Source organism: Allorhizobium ampelinum S4, assembly GCF_000016285.1.
GTDB lineage: Bacteria > Pseudomonadota > Alphaproteobacteria > Rhizobiales > Rhizobiaceae > Allorhizobium > Allorhizobium ampelinum.
In genome coordinates, this window is sequence record NC_011989.1 from 3,351,230 (window position 1) to 3,369,132 (window position 17,903).

At 56.6% G+C, this 17,903-nt stretch carries 14 protein-coding genes, 1 tRNA gene and 1 pseudogene; 7 read left to right on the top strand and 9 right to left on the bottom strand.

Translation table 11 applies throughout. The features are described from left to right. Positions 1-78: 78 nt before the first annotated feature. The 3 genes from secA to AVI_RS15740 all read left to right on the top strand — a co-directional run bounded on the left by secA (position 79) and on the right by AVI_RS15740 (position 5,634). Positions 79-2,778 (top strand): preprotein translocase subunit SecA, encoded by a 2,700-nt coding sequence (gene secA, locus AVI_RS15730; RefSeq protein WP_015917287.1) that lies wholly within the window; start codon positions 79-81, stop codon positions 2,776-2,778. Positions 2,779-2,926: 148 nt separating this feature from the next. Continuing rightward, positions 2,927-4,330, top strand: coding sequence for a lipopolysaccharide biosynthesis protein (locus AVI_RS15735; protein ID WP_015917288.1), 1,404 nt, complete (start codon positions 2,927-2,929; stop codon positions 4,328-4,330). A 20-nt stretch (positions 4,331-4,350) separates the two neighbouring features. Continuing rightward, positions 4,351-5,634: a GNAT family N-acetyltransferase gene (locus tag AVI_RS15740; RefSeq protein WP_015917289.1), complete on the top strand. Its 1,284-nt coding sequence runs from the start codon at positions 4,351-4,353 to the stop codon at positions 5,632-5,634. A 13-nt stretch (positions 5,635-5,647) separates the two neighbouring features. Here the strand turns inward: AVI_RS15740 and AVI_RS15745 are convergent, their stop codons facing one another. Next, the gene (locus AVI_RS15745) at positions 5,648-7,303 is read right to left on the bottom strand and encodes an AMP-binding protein (RefSeq protein WP_015917290.1); all 1,656 of its coding nucleotides are present in this window, start codon (positions 7,301-7,303) and stop codon (positions 5,648-5,650) included. Between the two features lie 387 nt (positions 7,304-7,690). After that, positions 7,691-8,089, bottom strand: a complete 399-nt coding sequence (locus AVI_RS30600; protein WP_139192350.1) for a hypothetical protein — start codon at positions 8,087-8,089, stop codon at positions 7,691-7,693. A 282-nt stretch (positions 8,090-8,371) separates the two neighbouring features. On the opposite strand from AVI_RS30600, the gene AVI_RS15750 reads away from it, so the two are divergent. Further along, a complete protein-coding gene (locus tag AVI_RS15750) occupies positions 8,372-9,262 on the top strand; it encodes a GGDEF domain-containing protein (RefSeq protein ID WP_015917291.1) in 891 nt (296 codons plus the stop codon). A 372-nt stretch (positions 9,263-9,634) separates the two neighbouring features. On the opposite strand, the pseudogene AVI_RS15755 reads toward AVI_RS15750, so the two are convergent. The 4 genes and pseudogenes from AVI_RS15755 to AVI_RS15770 form a co-directional block, all read right to left on the bottom strand. Next, a pseudogene (locus AVI_RS15755) lies at positions 9,635-10,012 on the bottom strand (integrase core domain-containing protein); the annotation flags it as partial. A gap of 261 nt (positions 10,013-10,273) precedes the next feature. Then, entirely contained in the window at positions 10,274-10,705 is a 432-nt protein-coding gene (locus tag AVI_RS30605; RefSeq protein WP_139192351.1) for a hypothetical protein, read from the bottom strand. Between the two features lie 23 nt (positions 10,706-10,728). Continuing rightward, on the bottom strand, positions 10,729-11,628 hold the full coding sequence (locus tag AVI_RS15765; RefSeq protein ID WP_015917293.1) for an aminoglycoside phosphotransferase family protein: 900 nt from the start codon (positions 11,626-11,628) through the stop codon (positions 10,729-10,731). Between the two features lie 714 nt (positions 11,629-12,342). After that, positions 12,343-13,710: an enoyl ACP reductase FabMG family protein gene (locus AVI_RS15770; protein ID WP_015917294.1), complete on the bottom strand. Its 1,368-nt coding sequence runs from the start codon at positions 13,708-13,710 to the stop codon at positions 12,343-12,345. Here AVI_RS15770 and AVI_RS30610 point away from each other — a divergent pair. Next, the gene (locus tag AVI_RS30610) at positions 13,692-14,048 is read left to right on the top strand and encodes a hypothetical protein (protein ID WP_139192352.1); all 357 of its coding nucleotides are present in this window, start codon (positions 13,692-13,694) and stop codon (positions 14,046-14,048) included. The genes AVI_RS15770 and AVI_RS30610 overlap by 19 nt on opposite strands. Before the next feature lie 175 nt (positions 14,049-14,223). Here AVI_RS30610 and AVI_RS15780 read toward each other — a convergent pair whose 3' ends face one another. Beyond that, positions 14,224-15,321: an aldo/keto reductase gene (locus tag AVI_RS15780; RefSeq protein WP_015917295.1), complete on the bottom strand. Its 1,098-nt coding sequence runs from the start codon at positions 15,319-15,321 to the stop codon at positions 14,224-14,226. 109 nt (positions 15,322-15,430) lie between these two features. Between AVI_RS15780 and AVI_RS15785 the strand changes: the two genes are divergently transcribed. Further along, a complete protein-coding gene (locus tag AVI_RS15785; RefSeq protein WP_015917296.1) occupies positions 15,431-16,324 on the top strand; it encodes a LysR family transcriptional regulator in 894 nt (297 codons plus the stop codon). A 375-nt stretch (positions 16,325-16,699) separates the two neighbouring features. On the opposite strand, the gene AVI_RS15790 is transcribed toward AVI_RS15785, so the two are convergent. Beyond that, complete coding sequence (locus AVI_RS15790) at positions 16,700-16,990, bottom strand: DUF1330 domain-containing protein (RefSeq protein ID WP_041697131.1); 291 nt, start codon at positions 16,988-16,990, stop codon at positions 16,700-16,702. A 65-nt stretch (positions 16,991-17,055) separates the two neighbouring features. Between AVI_RS15790 and AVI_RS15795 the strand changes: the two genes are divergently transcribed. Further along, positions 17,056-17,535, top strand: a complete 480-nt coding sequence (locus AVI_RS15795) for a MarR family winged helix-turn-helix transcriptional regulator (protein ID WP_015917297.1) — start codon at positions 17,056-17,058, stop codon at positions 17,533-17,535. A gap of 279 nt (positions 17,536-17,814) precedes the next feature. On the opposite strand, the gene AVI_RS15800 is transcribed toward AVI_RS15795, so the two are convergent. Then, a tRNA-Leu gene (locus AVI_RS15800) sits at positions 17,815-17,899 on the bottom strand. Positions 17,900-17,903: the final 4 nt, after the last annotated feature.

Here is a 17,903-nt window from a genome sequence, read left to right on the forward strand (position 1 = left end):
ATGTGGCCGTGAGCGACCGGGAGTAGACCCGGGGCTTCGGTTTCAACCTCGTGACGGAATTCAGAAAGGACCATGGACATGGTCAGTCTTGGTGGGATCGCCCGCAAAATTTTCGGCTCCTCGAATGAACGCCGCATCCGGGGGAATAAGCCTCGCGTGGCCGCCATCAACGCGCTGGAGGACAGCATAAAGGCATTGAGTGATGCCGAGCTGGCCGCAAAGACCGAGGAATTCAAGGGTGAGCTTGCCAAAGGCAAGACGCTCGACGACATCCTGATCCCGGCCTTTGCCGTGGCGCGCGAAGCATCGCGCCGGGCGCTCGGCATGCGGCCCTTCGATGTGCAGCTGATCGGCGGCATGATCCTGCATGAAAACGCCATTGCAGAAATGAAAACCGGCGAAGGCAAGACGCTGGTGGCAACGCTCGCCGTTTATCTCAACGCATTGTCCGGCAAGGGCGTGCATGTGGTGACGGTCAATGATTATCTCGCCAGCCGCGACGCCGCCATCATGGCCAAGCTCTACAGCTTCCTCGGGCTGACCACCGGCGTCATCGTGCATGGCATGAACGATGATGAGCGCCGCGAGGCCTATGCCTGCGACATCACCTATGCCACCAATAACGAGCTTGGGTTCGACTACCTGCGCGACAACATGAAATATGAGCGCGGCCAGATGGTGCAGCGCGGCCATAATTACGCAATCGTCGACGAAGTGGACTCAATCCTGGTCGATGAGGCGCGCACGCCGCTGATCATTTCCGGACCGCTCGACGACCGTTCCGATCTCTACACCACCATCGATGCCTTCATTCCGATGCTGAGCGCCGAAGACTACGAGATCGACGAAAAGCAGAAATCGGCCAATTTCTCCGAAGTCGGCACCGAAAAGCTGGAAAACCTGCTGAAAGACGCTGGCCTGCTCAAAGGCGTTTCGCTGTATGACGTCGAAAACGTCGCCATCGTCCATCACATCAACAATGCGCTGAAGGCCCACAAGCTGTTCCAGCGCGACAAGGACTATATCGTTCGCAATGACGAAATCGTCATTATCGACGAGTTCACCGGCCGGATGATGCCGGGCCGCCGTTATTCGGAAGGCCAGCACCAGGCGCTGGAAGCCAAGGAAAAGGTAACGATCCAGCCGGAAAACCAGACGCTGGCCTCGATTACCTTCCAGAATTATTTCCGGATGTATTCCAAGCTTGCAGGGATGACCGGTACGGCCAATACCGAAGCCGAGGAATTCCAGGATATCTACGGCCTCAGCGTCATCGAAGTGCCGACCAACCTGCCGATCCTGCGTATCGACGAGGATGATGAGGTCTACCGGACCTTTGAGGAAAAGTTCAAGGCGATCATCGAGGAAATCAAGGCCTCCGCGTCGCGCAATCAGCCGGTCCTGGTCGGGACAACATCGATTGAAAAGTCCGAACTGCTGGCCACCATGCTGCGCCAGAGCGGATTTACCGATTTCAGCGTGCTGAATGCCCGCTATCACGAGCAGGAAGCCTATATCGTCTCCCAGGCTGGTGTGCCGGGCGCCGTCACCATCGCCACCAACATGGCCGGTCGCGGTACCGACATTCAGCTTGGTGGCAATATCGACATGCGGCTTGAACGCGATCTGGAAGGCATGGAGCCCGGCCCCGAGCGCGACGCCAAGGAACAGGCGATCCGCGAGGAAGTCAAAGCGCTGAAGGAAAAGGCACTGGCCGCAGGCGGCCTCTACGTGATCGCCACCGAGCGCCATGAAAGCCGGCGCATCGATAACCAGCTGCGTGGCCGTTCTGGTCGTCAGGGCGACCCGGGCCGTTCGAAATTCTACCTGTCGCTTCAAGACGACCTGATGCGGATTTTCGGTTCCGACCGCATGGACAGCATGCTTCAGAAGTTGGGCCTGAAGGAAGGCGAAGCCATCGTCCATCCCTGGATCAACAAGGCGCTTGAACGCGCCCAGAAAAAGGTCGAGGCGCGCAATTTCGACATCCGCAAGAACCTGTTGAAATATGACGACGTGCTGAACGACCAGCGCAAGGTGATTTTCGAGCAGCGCGTCGAGCTGATGGATGCCGAAGACCTGACCGAAACCATCGACGACATGCGCCACGAGCTGATCGACACCATCGTGCGCACCCATATCCCGGAAAAGGCCTATGCCGAACAATGGGATGTGGCTGGCCTGAAGACGGCAATGACCGGAATCCTCAACCTCGACCTTCCTATCGAGGACTGGGCGCAGGAAGAAGGCATTGCTGAAGACGATATCGTCGAACGGGTCAAGAAAGCTGCCGACGAGGTCATGGCTGAGAAGACCGAGCGCTTCGGCCCGGAAATCATGGCCTATATCGAGCGTTCCGTGTTGTTGCAGACCATCGATAACCTGTGGCGCGAGCATATCGTCAACCTCGACCACTTGCGTTCTGTGGTGGGTTTCCGTGGCTATGCCCAGCGCGATCCCTTGCAGGAATACAAGGCGGAAGCGTTCGAACTGTTCCAGGCGCTGCTGGCCAATATGCGTGAAGGCGTGACCGCCCAGATGATGCGGGTGGAAATCGTCCGTGAAGCGCCCCCGGAGCCGACCCTGCCGATCATGCATGGTCACCACGAAGATCCGCAGACCGGCCAGGATGAATTTGCCGCCGCCGATGGCATCGTCGCCCCTGAGAACCGCAATCCCGCCGATCCCTCGACCTGGGGCAAGGTTGGACGCAATGAAATGTGTCCTTGCGGCTCCGGCAAGCGCTTCAAGCACTGCCACGGCGCCCTGCTGGCGTAAGACAATCAAAATCGGCCAGCCGGATGGGTTGGCCGATTTCTCACAGGCATAGGCTATTCAAACACTGACGGGCAGGCTTTTGTTAACCGTAAGCTGCCAAGACTGAATGCCCTGTCGCATATGTGCCTGTGAGTGTTGCGTGTTTATCATGGCGGTTATCCAGAGGGTGGAACATCTCCTGCCAGCCCGGCTGCATGGCCCGCTGCGCAGGATCGTCGCCGCCTTGTCCGCTCACGACGATGTGGCCCGCGCCCAGCGCATGGCGCTGATTGCCTTTGCCATCCGCATCGTCAGCGCAGCGATTGCCTTTTTCTCGCAGATCGTCCAAGCCCGGCTGATGGGCGATTTCGAATACGGTATTTTCGTCTTCGTCTGGGTCTTGGTCGTACTGTTCGGCAATCTATCCTGCCTGGGCTTTCATTCGACCGTCATCCGCTTTCTGCCGCAATATCACGCCCGAGGCGAAATTCCAGAAATCCGTGGCATCACGGTCACCATCCGGATCTTCGCGCTTGGCCTCGCCAGCTGTTTGACTGCAACCGGTCTTATCCTGTTGAATTTTTTCGGAGATCGGATTGCTGGCTACTATCTGACGCCGCTGTTTCTCGGCCTGTTCGCACTGCCGATGATTGCGCTGGGCGATGTGCTTGACGGGACGGCGCGCGCCAATAGCTGGCCCGTTGCAGCCCTCAGCCCCACCTATATCGTCAGGCCCGTGCTGATCCTGGCCTTCATGCTGCTGGCCGTCATGCTGGGCGCGCCACGCACCGCCACCACCGCCATGCAGGCGGCCCTTGCCGCCACTTATGTCACGACACTCAGCCAATTCGCCACCATTCACTGGCGTCTGCGGCGCAAATATCTACGGGGCCCTCGGCGGATCGATTTCATGGTCTGGTTTCGCGTTGCCATCCCGATTTTCCTGATCGAGGGCTTTCTGTTTCTGCTGACCAATTCCGATGTCATGGTGGTCGGGCTTTATCTGCCACCCGACCAGGTCGGGATCTATTTTGCCGCGGCAAAAACCATGGCCCTGGTGCAATTCGTCTATTTCGCGGTCAAGGCCGCAGCCGGACCGCGCTTTTCAGCACTGATGAATGAAGATGATATCCGGCCGCTGGCCCTGTTTGCCGGCAGAATGGCCCGCTGGTGCTTTTGGCCGTCGCTGATCATCGGTCTTCTGGTGCTGGCGGCAGGCGAAGTCTTGCTCGGTCTGTTCGGCCCGAATTTCACGGCAGGCTATCCATTGATGGCCATTCTGTTTGCCGGTGCCCTGACCAAGGCGCTGATCGGCCCCGGTGAGATGCTCCTGACCATGGCCGGGCGACAAAAATTGTGTGTGCTACTATATGTGATTGCTTTAGCATCTAATATCGGGCTGAATGTGACTCTCATTCCGCTTTATGGCCTCACCGGCGCGGCAACGGCTGCCGCCTCGGCAATGTTGGTGGAAGCGATCTTGTTACACATTGCCGTGCGCTATGCGCTTGGCATTGTCTTATTTGCATTTGCCGACCCATTGTCTCGCATGAAGCAAGACAGGCCCGCATGAAGCGAACCAGGTTGTAGGATATGAACACACTACCGGTGACCGACGAGACCAGCCGGGAAACGAGCACCGAGCGCCCGGTTCTGCATACCGTGTCTGCACCGGTCAATCGTCCGCCCGCCGATGGCCAGATTGCCGTGGGACGCCCCGGCCGCGATCTTTGGCTCTATCCACGCCAGACCAGCTACGACCTTGAACAGGAAATGGACTACCTGACCAACCGGGCGCTGGAGCAGAATGTCTTCTTCTCGGCCCGCTTTCTGGCCCCCGCCATCCCCCGCCTGGACGAGCGTGAAGTGCGCATGGCACTGATCCGCGACGAGCGGCAGGGTCGCAGCCGGATCCGGTTGCTGATGCCTTTCTCCGTGGAAAAACCGGGATTTGCAGTCGGTCCATCCATTGTTCGCGTCTGGTCCAACCCCTTCGGCCCGCTTGGCACGCCTCTGGTCGATGCAGAGGATGCGGTGGAAACGCTCGACAACCTTTTCGAAGGACTGAGCGATCCCAAAGCCAAATTGCCCTCCGTTCTCGTCCTGCCGGATCTGCGAATCGATGGGCCGGTCACAAAACTGCTGCGGGCCGTGGCGATCAGCCGTGACCTACCACTGACCGTGACAAATCCCTACCAGCGCCCAATGCTCGAGAGCCTGGAGGATGGAGAAACCTATCTAAGCCAGGCCATTGGCAAGTCCCATTGGCGCGATATGCGCCGGCAGATGCGCCTGCTGGGTCAGCAGGGCGAATTGACCTATTCCGTCGCCCGTCAGCCGCAGGATCTGCATGTCCGCATGGAGGAATTCCTGGCGCTTGAAGCCAGCGGCTGGAAAGGCCGCAAGCGTAGCGCCCTTGTCATGGACCGGCTACGAGCCGCCTTTGCCCGCGAGGCGATGACCAATCTGGCCGAGCGCGATTCGGTCCGCATCCATACGCTCGATCTCGATGGAAAAGCCATCGCCTCCATGGTTGTCTTCATTATGGGTGCCGAAGCCTATACGTGGAAGACTGCCTATGATGAGCGCTATGCGCGATATTCGCCCGGCAAGCTTCTGGTGGCTCGATTGACAGAATGGCATCTGGACGATGCCAATATTCTGCGCACCGATTCCTGCGCCGTACCCGATCACCCGGTCATGAGCAGGCTCTGGCGGGAGCGGGAAGACATGGGAACCATGGTTATCGGCCTGAAGCGCAATGCCGACCGCGATGTCCGCCAGGTGGCGGCGCAACTGCATCTCTATCGCAACACGCGCAATATCGCCCGCATCCTGCGGGACAAAGTGCTGGGCAGGCGCCAAAAAGACAGCTGATCATTGCGCGATATCATCCAGTCATCACGCCCGGCTGTGCCTGTTGCGGTTCATCGCGCTCACGCAGCAGGCGGCGGATCACCTTGCCACTGGTGGTCAGCGGCATATCGGTGATAAACTCCACTTCACGCGGATATTCGTGCATGGACAGCCGCTGCTTGACCCAATCAGCAATGTCACGGGCCAAGGCCGGTCCAGCCTGAAAACCCGGCGCGAGCACCACATAGGCCTTGACGATTTCAGTTCGCACCGGATCGGGCTTGCCCACCGCCGCCGCCAGGCGAACAGCCGGATGACCAACCAGACAATCCTCGATTTCCGCCGGGCCGATACGGTAGCCGGATGACGTAATGACATCATCGTCGCGACCGAAAAACTCCACATAGCCCTCGCTATCCTGGCGTCCGAGATCACCGGTCAGCATCCAGTCACCAATGAATTTCTGGCGGGTCGCCTGCGGATCATTCCAATATTCCAGGAACATCACCGGGTCAGGCCGGGCAATCGCCACCTGTCCGACCTTGCCGACTGGCAGCTCCCTGCCTTTGTCATCGATAATTGCCACGCGGTGGCCCGGCACCGGCTTGCCTATGGCGCCTGCCTTGCTGACGCCCAGCCGGGCTGCCGATGACAGCACGAAATTGCATTCGGTCTGCCCATAGAACTCATTGGGCGTGATACCAAGCGCCGTCTTGACCCATTGATAGGTTTCCCGCCCCAGCGATTCCCCTGCCGAACCGATGGAACGCAGCACAAGATCATAATGCTGGCGCGGATTGTTCACCGTTTTGAGCAGCCGCAAGGCGGTGGGCGGAATGAAGGCATTGCGCACCTTCATCTCCGCCATGATGCGAAAGGCCATGGCCGGATCAAATTTCTGGGCAGGCGACGACACGACCGGAACCCCCAGCATCAGGGCTGGCATCAGCACATTCAAAAGCCCGCCAGCCCAAGCCCAGTCCGAAGGCGTCCAGATTCTGTCGCCCGGTTGCGGTAGACCGTCATGGGCAAGCTGGAAGCCTGGAATGTGACCGGCAAGCACCCGATGCCCATGCAGAGCGCCCTTCGGCGCACCGGTCGTGCCAGAGGTGAAAATCATCAGTGCCGGATCGTCTGGCCCGGTCTGTGGCCCCTCAAAAGACGCGGAACCGCTCTGCCATAGAGTTTCAAAGGAAAGGACGCTGGGAGAAGGCGTGCCAATGGAAATAACCTCCCGAAGGTCCGGCAGGCTGGCCCGAATAGGCTCCAGCCGCGACAGACCGAAATCATTGGTGATGACCGCGCAGGCGCCCGCCGTCTTCAGCCGATATTCCAATGCATCGGCGCCAAATAGCAAGGCCAGCGGCAGAGCGATCGCGCCAAGCTTGTAAATCGCCACATGGGCGATGACAGTCTCAAACCCCTGCGGTAGCAGCAGAGCAACCCGCTCCCCAGGGCCAATGCCGAGCTGGCTTAGAGCATCCGCGAAGGCGTTGGATCGCGCAGCAAGCGCCCCATAGGTTAAAGTTCGATGCGCGCCGTCAGGTAAAAAATGCTCAAGGCAGATCCGGTCCGGCTCGCGGGCGGCCCATTCATCGCAAACGGCCCGTCCCATGTTGAACTGAGCTGGTATGGACCAGGAAAACGCATGACAGAGAGCCTCATAGGAAGCGCCGGCAGGTAGAAACATCGATCTTGTCCTGAATGAGTTCCCTGTCGCATTCCCCTGCACTGGCCAAACATTCAGAGAGTTTGCCGCAGATCCAGGATCAGCGTTTTTGTCAAATAGAGAAAAACGTCACTTGGCAAACCTATCATTCCTTTCGCAGTCGCACAATCCATCTCGCAAGCGCACACGACAGCGCTATGCACCGACTATAGCGCCTTCAGGTTTGCTGTAGCGCTTTATATATGCTGCATAATTTTCCTCTTAAACTCCAACCGGTATAACGCTAAAATTATGCAGTAGCCCGGGGGAAATACTGTGGCCCCATGCGCAGTGGAGAGAGGGCGTCAGGGCTTGATGTCTTGAAAATTGCCGGGTGGACGACATCCAGTATCGTTCAACCTTCGATTTTTAAGGTCGCAAAACCGGTTCCCTTTTGCTGGAACAATCCTGAGCCAAAAGGGTTGAAAGGCGGTAACGCGCGCGTGAAAGCGCCATGCCAGACCACGAAAACGTCGCGGACATGCCGTCTTTGCGACCAAGATCTGCGGCATTTTCCTGGTTTAAAAGCTCACGCACTTCAAAACGTGCGGAGCATAAAAGGAGGATACACATGCTGAAGAAAATCGTACCGGTCGTTGCTCTTCTCGGGCTTCTAGCTTCCTGCGGAGATGACAGCAGCTCCAAGAGTGGCAGTTCGACATCAACCCCCGGCACCAGTTCCTCGACAGGCGGCACCGGCAGCACGACAACGGCACCTGCTACGCCTGGAAGCAGCACAGGCAATAGTTCAGGGACAGGCACCAGCACGGGTACCCCATAAGCCTACCGATTCTGTCTTGATACAAGGTAGATATTGCCCGTTCAATGAGCGGGCAATATCCCTGTGTTGGTGAATGGCCATCTTGTTGAACTGTAAAATAGTTTTAAAAACAAACAAATTTGACTGTCATTCACTCGTGACTTGCATGGCAGAAATTCCAAAAAACCCTAAAAATATCTAGATTCTGCTTTTTTAAGCCACGATCATCCCTATCTATCCTGCCGGTTGCACACGGGATTGAAGCTTTAGGGATGCTTAAGAGAAATTGGATGGCTGAATGGCCGCATATGACGGCCCGGGCAATACGTTCGTCGCTGATAACAAAGATTTTTGTAATCTGCTTTATCTCCATTCACGTGCCACTTCTGGCGGTGGTTGCACATGTCCTTGGTGGCGGCGCACTGAGCGAAGCAAGCATTTTGCTTGTCCTGCTGATATCGACCTTGGCTGGAACGGCTGGCTGCCTGCTGTCGCTCTGGCGGATCATTCAACCGCTACGCCAACTCAACCACTCCATAGCCCGATACCGGCAGGAAGGGGCACCTGTTACCATCGCAGTCAAGACGAAAGATGAAATCGGCACTGTCGCCCAGGCGGTTTCAGCCCTGGTAACAGAATTGGACTGTTCTCTCAAAACCCTGACCCTTCAAGCCAATACTGATCCCCTGACCGGATTGGCAAACCGCCGGTTCATTCTGGCAAGAGGCACGGAGGCTCTTGACGAGACCCGCCGCAGCGGCGATCCCATGTGCCTTCTTCTCTTCGATCTGGACCATTTCAAGGGCATCAATGACGCATTCGGCCATGAAACCGGCGATAAAGCATTGATCGCAGCAGCACAGACAATCCGCAGTAATTTGCGACCAAACGATTTGGCAGGCCGGATCGGCGGCGAAGAGTTCTGCGTTCTTCTGCCAGGCACAAATCTGGTCCAGGCCCAAGCGATTGCCGAACGTCTACGCACCTGCCTGGAAAATATTTGTCTTGAACCACTGGCACCTGGCAGGATCACCGCCAGCTTTGGCCTTGCCCAATCCGCCGATCATTTTTCAACTTTCCAGAAATTCATGGCCGCCACCGATATGGCGCTCTACCGCGCCAAACAACATGGCCGCAACCGCATCCACTGCGAACCTCAAAACGCCCTCAGCTATTTGTGACAAAAAGCCAGCCACCAGACCGCAGCATTTTTGTCACCGGGCCAGCATTGGCTTAGGGAGCCCATGACTGACATGTTGAGCTCCGTCGTGAATGATTGGATATAGTCCGAACGGCGAAAGGCCATAAGTTCGCCTGGCAATCAGGCCTCCGCTAAGGCTGCCAGCATCTTGCCCTTTTAGGAGGGAAGTCTATTGTCGACCCGTTAATGACGTAAACAAGATATTTTCACGCGTTGACCGAGTGTGCCTTCAACGCGGCAGTTGTTGGAATTTGATGACGCGATAAGTGGAGGGGGCTTCCATGGACCACGTTCTGTGAACGTGCACCCCGATTTTGGGCCAGCGGGAGCTGGAATTGTCCGGGGTTAAGGCTCAGGTCGGCGGTGGTGCCGGTGAGCCGTTCATAAGCGAAATCGGCACCTTGTTGCCGATGGCGCTGTGTGGCCGGAACTCGTTATAGTCTCTACGCCAATCCTCCATCTTTGCCCTTGCGTCGTCAAGGCTCATAAACCAGTGGGCGTTCAGGCACTCTGCCCGGAACTTGCCATTAAAACTCTCGATGTAGCTGTTGTCCGTCGGCTTGCCCGGCCGCGAGAAGTCAAGCACGACGCCTCTATGATAGGCCCAGAGATCGAGGTCACGAGAGATGAATTCGCTGCCGTTGTCCACCCGAATGGTGGCCGGGTAACCGACCTGCCGGCATACGCGTTCGAGGGTCTGCACGACGTCTTCCCCTTTATAGCTGAAGCGGTTCACTGGACTAAAATCGCAATCCCTCCAGAACTGCTTGAGCGTGATTTCAAGGGATTGCCAAGGACTAAGTAATGACGAAGTGGCTTCGATTGCCGATTTAACGCGAGTGTTGAACATTTAGGTTCGTTGGTTGTGGAGCAGCACCGAAGGTCAACCCCGCTCAAAAGGCAGTAAGCACCTGATTTTAATCGCAAACTCGCAACAAGAGCGAAGTCATCGTCGACACCGATCGTGATCCCATACGATCTCAATTTCATCTTAATAAATCAGTGCCTTACGGGAACAATCGCAGGGGTAAACATCCAACGCTGCTTCACAAATACGCATGAAAGACCAATCATGAAGATTTTCAAGATTGCGACTATATTCGTCGTAATGGCGGTATTGTGCATTTTCCTGGGCTATCAGACGGCTGTATGGTCCGGGATAAGTGGGATCTACGAATGCAATGATGTTGCTTGCCCGTTTGTTGTGACCTTTGTGACCTTTGTGACCGGGCCACTGCTGAGTATTGCTTATGCATTCGTAGCCGGCGGCACTACCTGCTCTGGCGGCGCATTCACCGCTGAATATAGTGACCGCTAATTCCCCGTCGCCTTTTCGCGCTTGCGTGTTTAGCGCGTGAAGTGTCGAATTTAAATGGAATGAAGGGAAGAAGCGAACCGGTGGGTTTGAAGATTGAATGATCATGAGCAGTCTCTGAAAACGATGCACTAGACCTGCGATGGGTAATCCTCAATGAGCCGAGAAATTGTGCTTCGGCCCAAGTCGGCCATGATAGGGTTTGTGTCTTTATAATACCAAACTAAGCCCATCGCTTGCTGGAATGCCCATGCCGCGCCTCGGTGCCATTCAAGGTCATCAACTTGCAGACCTTCGCGGAAGACCGCTCGAGTATCCCGATCTAGCAGATGCCAACCGGCGACGAGATCAAGCGATGGATCGGCGGGAGCAAAACCGCCAGTGTCAAGCACTCCAACCAAGTGTTCGCCATTGACTAAAAGATTTGTAGGAATGATGTCCTTGTGGCTCATCACTTCGCGATTTGGAAATGGCAATTCGCGAAGGCTTCTCCACATGCTGCGTAGGTGATCAACATCAAGAAGGTGTTCACTCTTAGAGAAGCACACCTCCATCCACCCATCATGATCGGTCAAATTTCCGCCTCTACCCCGCCCCTCAAATGTCCGTCCGTTCAAATTCGATGTGCGAAGTGTAATGATCAGTCTTACAAGATCGAGCGCAAAAACAGGCGAGTTGCATAGTCCAGTCGGCGTAGCAATTTGTCCCTCGATCCAAGTTTGTACATACCACGGCAGCGGATAGTCAGAACTTTGCCGCCCGATTCCGACTGGCTTAGGACTGGGAAAGAGGCAACATTCGTTGAATTCCGCGCTGGCTCTGGCTTCTGCTTCCAGTAAACGGGTGCATTCGGCGGGGTCCATCATCCGCAGAGGAAAGCGAGCAGCGTGCTTGGCACCAATTCGAAAGATCGCATTGGCTGTGCCTGCTGTTTCCAGTTCAATGATTTCTTCGCCTCGAAACTGCGGAAACTGGTCAGCGATCAAATCTCTCACGTGCGCCGCGTTGATGTTTATTTGATCGCTATGCATCGCCGCCATTCCTCAAACATCTACGCTGCCATAACCTTTATATATGACGACTTTTTGAAATGAGATCGTCTCCAGTCTGACTGTTTTTCGAGCGTAAAAGACGAAAGCGGCCAGAGCATCTCGGTTCGTCGACTTCCGTCATTGGCCTGAAGCAGACGTCATGCGGCTTTCACAAACGTGGAAATGATCCCCGCGAGAAAGACCTGCTGCGCGGGCTGAAGCCCGTGACGTATTCAAGAAGATTTCCGGTACATTCTACCGCTCTGGTCTGACGGATAGAGTTCACCAAGTGTTGCACCCGCCGAAACCGAACAGTGCAGGGCGCTATCATCGTCCTGGCGAGTGGACCCTTTACACGAGCGCCGCCCTGGAGTGGTCCACGCGCTACCCGATCGCAGTGGAGCGGGCGTCGCGATATTCTACAACGTGTACAACGTGCCAATGGCGTCAAACTTGAATTCGCAGGTTAACATGCCGATGCGCTCGACATGTGGTACTTCAGCGCGTCGACGATGGCGTTTTTTGTCACCTATGCGTAGATCATAGCCATCTTCGCCGTGTCATATGACCGGGCCCATAACGTCGGGTGTTCACGAACGTCGGATTTCAGAATCCGCTTACCGCATAGTGAATGACCAGAATGGGGGCATTCCTGTCGCAAGATTCGTCGCTTCATGGCCAAACACTCAGCTTCCAAGCTAAGCTGGAAAGCCGTCACGCCATCTCAAGGGACGAAGATTCCATTCCCGGCGCTGGAGACTTCGAATGCGGGTGGGAAGCGTTCAGTCGCCGAGCCACGATATCGTGGTTGAGCCACAGGGCAGGACCGGAGGGGTCTGACGATTCGCCAAAAATGAGCTGCCCGGTTGCCTTCACAACGAGACCGCTCAGGAGGTCGCTAATCATCACCTTGTTATTGCGATGCATCTGGGTGATCCCGTTGGACGTGCTGATGGTCAAATCAGCCTGTGCCTGGCTGTTTGCCATGGGCCATGCCGAAAAGTCATAGAACGGGCGCATGACCTCGCTGGCCTGCATATCGGTGATCTTTTGGAAGACATGCTTCATGGTTATGCCGTCTGCCAGAAGTTGCTGGCAGGCTTGCCACTGTTCGTCTGCCCATTTGCCGCCGTTTTCTTTCTTCAACGCAAGCAGCAGCGGTATCAGGGGCAGTTCGATACCCGTGAACACATCGGAGGAATTGGTCCGGATTTCGGGGCAGTTATAGACAGTTGCCTTGATCCCTGCCGCCCAGGCTTGCTCTGCAATGCCTTCGAGCCGCATCTTCGCATAACCCTGGGTGTAGTTGGTGTAGGTCTGCCAACGATAGCTTCCGTCAATGAGGACCGACGATCCGTGGTAACCATAGGCCGTATATCGTACTTGACCACCCGAAGCTTCCACGCGCTCGCGGATCGCCGCGCTGAAATCAATGAGATGGCGAAAGGTGTTTGCGGAGACGTCGTCAAAATTCTGCAGGATGAGTTTTCCCATGTCACTGTCGAGCAAGGTCTGCGACGACATGTGGCGACGTCCGGTCCCCTTGTAGATTCGATTGGCGACGACCAACAATACCTTCGCCTTCGGGATGCCCCCGGCCATTGTGTGGGCAAAGAAGACATTGCGGCCAGCGGCGATCATCCCGTCGAGAACGGTCATGACTTTCGAAAGCGCCTCTGTAAAACGCGCAGTGGCGATGTCGCGGCATTGCCCGAGATAGCCCCAGTCGAGCGTGTCGTGTTCCCAGCTCTCAAGCGTCATCGTTGCCAGGAGATCGGTGGGAGTTGGGCCGTCTTCGGGCGCATCGAGATCGAAACCCGCCATAAGAGGTATGTTGATGATCCTGCCGCCCAGCTGGCCCTCCGCCGAAGACAGCTCCTCGGCGTCAAGCGGCCGCAGCGCGTTGTTCTCGTCGCGCCGCCCGACGGTGATCCCGACAACCTCCATTCCTGCCCGCTTGGCTTCATCGAGCAATCCGGTAGCGTATCCGCGGCCGAACAATTCGCCGAAAAGGACGAAAACATCGCCTTTACGGAAGACCGTGTTTTCGGAAAGACGATTCAGTGCAACCGGATTTTCCATCTGTCAGCTCTTTGATTCGTGTGTCGTCGAGCAGTGGCTCATACGGGCTTTTACAAACACATGCCCGCACTGGCGCCGAATGGGAACTCATTTTCGGTGACCGTTCATTTCAAAACGTGAAGTCGGTCTCTGCTGGTCCTGCAATGGGGCGAAATGCCGAGGCTCTTGGAGATCGGCGCGGCGATAAGAAACGAGTTCGCTGGGAACGCTCGTCCCGCGAATGCTTGCGAGGCTATTGGCGCGTTCTATCATTGTCGAAATCACCTTTCGGCCGCGTTCCGGACGTGACTGCTGAACAGCAGACCGACAGCTTTCAGGATCCAATGCGGGTGATGTGAACGACCGGCATGGGGGCGCAAAGCAGAAGTGATTTCTGCTAGAGTTCGGTCGCAATCATGGTCGCGTTGCGACAACACTGGCCATCATGATTATCTACAGGGTTTACGTCTCTTGCCGTCGTTGATCCCGTTACCCTTGTTTGCGATCAAACAGGGGAAAGCGGATCAATCTGATTTACCCCCAAGCCTGGACCGTCTGCCCTCCAAACATCACCTGCGTTGGCAATGTGAAGATAAAGTAGGGGTTGAACGATGGCGGTGCGCTGATTTGATCCAGTCGATTGAGTTGATCGGCTGTCAGCGCCACCTGCAGCGATGCCACATTCTGCGCGAGCTGCTCGGCTCGGCTGGCACCGACGAGAATGGTATCGACGCCGGGACGCTGTATCGTCCATGCCAGCGCCACTGCCGCCATCGGCTGTTCAAGTTCCGTGGCAACCTGCCGCACCACATCGACGACGTCAAAATTATGCTCGGTGAACAACATGCCCCCGAAAGGGTTGTCGCCGTTCAGTCGGCCGTTGCTATCGCTTTCGTCGTCAGACGAAGCCTTGTCCGGAAGGCCACCCCTTACCCCGGCTTGTGCGAGCATGTCGCGACCGTATTTGCCCGTGAGCAATCCAGCTGCCAAAGGGCTCCATGGAACAAGCCCCATCCCAAACTCTGCGGCTGCCGGAAGGATGTCGAGTTCGACGCCCCGATCTACGAGGGAATAGGCATATTGCAGCCCGATTGGCATTGGAAGTCCGTGGACCGCCGCCAGCGTCGCGATCTTTGCAACATACCATGATGGCGTATTGGAGAATCCATAGTGGAGGATTTTCCCACTGCGGACTGCATCGGTCAGGGTCTGGAGCACCTCTTCGGCAGGCGTGGTCCGATCCCAAACGTGCATCCAGTACATGTCGATGTAGTCCGTCTTCAGCCGCTTCAGCGAGCCTTCGATCCCGAGCCGGATGTTCTTGGCTCCATTGCCACCATGCAGAGGTGTTCCCTGGCTGCGCGCAAAGCCTGACTTGGTGGCGATAACGAGTCTGTCGCGAAGGCCGGTTTCGGCAACAAATGCGCCCAGCATCTCCTCGCTGCGGCCGCCTGAATAGACGTCAGCAGTATCAAAGAAATTGCCACCCGCCGCGACATAGGTGTCGAAGAGTTGGCGCGATCCTTTCATCCCTGCGCCCCAGCGCTCGGCACCAAACGTCATTGTTCCAAGCGCCAACGGGCTGACGATGAGGCCGGATCGGCCCAGTGTGCGGTAGCTTGACAGGTCCATGTTGAATTCCTTGAGTGTGTTTCGAAAAGTTTCTGCTGACACCCTAGCCGGTCGCATGCCTCTCGATTAGCCGTTGCGCGCGGCATGAACTTGTGAGCACGTTGCAGCAATGGAACGAGGCGAACTGAACGATCTCTTGGCTTTTGCCGCCGTCGCACGCGAGCGGAGCTTCACAAGGGCCGCAGCATCCCTGGGAATATCGCCCTCGGCGCTGAGCCATGCCATGCGCGGATTAGAGGAAAGACTTGGTGTCAGGCTGCTGGCAAGGACCACACGCAGCGTCGCTCCGACGGAAGCCGGCGACAGGCTGCTGCAATCCATCCGGCCAGCATTCGCATCGATCGAGGATGGGCTTTCGGCGCTGGCCGAATGGCGTGACAGCCCTTCAGGCTCAGTGCGGATCACGACCTTCTCTTACCCTGCAAAAACCGTTCTCATGGCGAAGCTTCCAGCGTTCCTCCTGTCACATCCCGAAATCCAGGTCGAAGTGAATATCGATGACCGGCTGACAGATATCGTCGCCGAAGGCTACGACGCCGGAATAAGGTTCGGCGAGAACGTCGCGAAGGATATGATCGCCGTGCGGGTCGGCCCGGACCTTCGAACCATCGTAGTCGCGACGCCCTGTTATTTCGAGCACCATCCGAAGCCGAAAACGCCTGGTGATCTTGAAGTCCACAACTGCATTGGATATCGGCTCGCAAGCGCTGGCGGACTTCTTCCCTGGGAGTTTGAACGCGATGGACGTGAGATCAAGGTCAGAACCTCCGGTTCCTTTGTCGGCAATGACGGCGATCTCGCTGCCGCCGCCGTCAGGGCCGGGGCAGGCCTTGGCTACCTGTTGGAGCATGATGTTGCCGAGGACATTGCCTCCGGCCGATTGATCCAGGTTCTCGACGAGTGGTGTCCGCAATTTCAGGGCTGCTACCTCTATCACCCGAGCCGCCGTCAGACGCCACCGGCACTGCGCGCCCTCATCAGTGCGCTGAAAACGGAGAGCTGATAGTTCTCGGCGCCGAACATCGCCCACCAGCACATTGATCACAGCCGCGCACCAATGATTTTCAAAGATGCTCCATGGCCGATCAAAGCGCGAGTAAGTGGCGTGCGTGGGATTTTCTCGACAATATGTTGTCAATCAGCGTTTAAAAGTTTCCAGTTCAGTCGTTCCATCAGCGTTGGCGGCTCCCGATATCCGCCACCCTGCTTAGGCTATCTTAAATGTTTGAGACGGGGCCGAACCTAGAAAGCCCGCTTCTAGGGGCTGCCCTGCAAAATCTGCTTTTGACTTGTCCGGCGTTCTCCAAAAATTGCGACGGAAAAGGGCCGGTGCTTAATTCACAGACAAGTGGCCGGACGATCGTAGGTGCGGATCTCGCTAATTCGCGTCGACAATAAACATACGTGCTTCCTGGGCCTCATCACGCTCGACCTTGATTGGCACATATTCTGACGACTTATAAAACGCCTGCGCATCGGCAAGGGTGGCGAATTCGAAGATGCCAGCCATAGGCAATGGGGTCACGTCCCCTTCCAGAATCTCGGCTACCGGCCCAAAGTGCAGGATACGGCCCCCGGCTGCCTTTAACGCGGCTTGAAAGCGCGGCGCTAATGCGGCTTGCTTGGCTGGATCTTTGATACGCAGATTGACGTGAACATAGGCAGTCATAGTGCAGCTCCCGAGAATACTGTATATACAGTATTCAGTGAGTCGGAGATTGTCGAGACCTGCAAATGACAGACACTTCAGATTTCTATCGCCGCGTCGAAACCGAGTGCCCGGCCTTCCAGGCCAGGGTCGCCGCGAGGGCCTTGACACGCTATTACAATGCCTGCTTTCGACCCCTAGGGATCACCGCAGAGCAGTTCAGTCTTCTGGTGGGGATTGGCGGTAGCCACGAGCCAACGCTCGCTGAACTGGCGGCACGCGCCGGGGTCGACGCCACCACTCTCAGCCGGAGCGTAAAGAGCCTGGAACGGAACAATCTCGTGCATAGTCACGGAGGGCGGGGCCGGGCCGGCAAACGCCTGGCGCTTACCGACAAAGGCCTCCAGTTGATGGCCAAATCTATGGCCACCTGGGAGGATGCCCGCGTCCGTCTGGCTGAGGCTCTCGGTGAGGAAACATCACATGTTGCGGGAAGCGTGATGTCTCAGCTTGCTGTCGCCGCGCAGACCGCGACCTCTGCGGCCGGTTTCGGAGTGGCGGAATAGCATGGTTAGGCGCCCTCAATTCTGTCGTCTGGCCCGCACGCGTGGCCCTTGAAAGCTGCCGCTCGATCAGGTGAATGGCGATCTATGCTTAGGTGACAAAGACCCAAACGGTCACCGACACTAAAAATGCCAATCGGAAGAGGACTGCCAAGAACGCCGTTGACAAGCTCATCCCAGAACAAAAAAACACCGAGATTGTCCCAGGCATTCCGGGGCAGACAAAAGATGTGACAAAAACACCTTAAACTCTCAATGATTTCAATACATCAAAGATGTTGATGGTGCCCCTTGCCGGAATCGAACCAGCACTCCTCTCGGAACCTGATTTTGAGTCAGGCGCGTCTACCAATTCCGCCAAAGGGGCACTT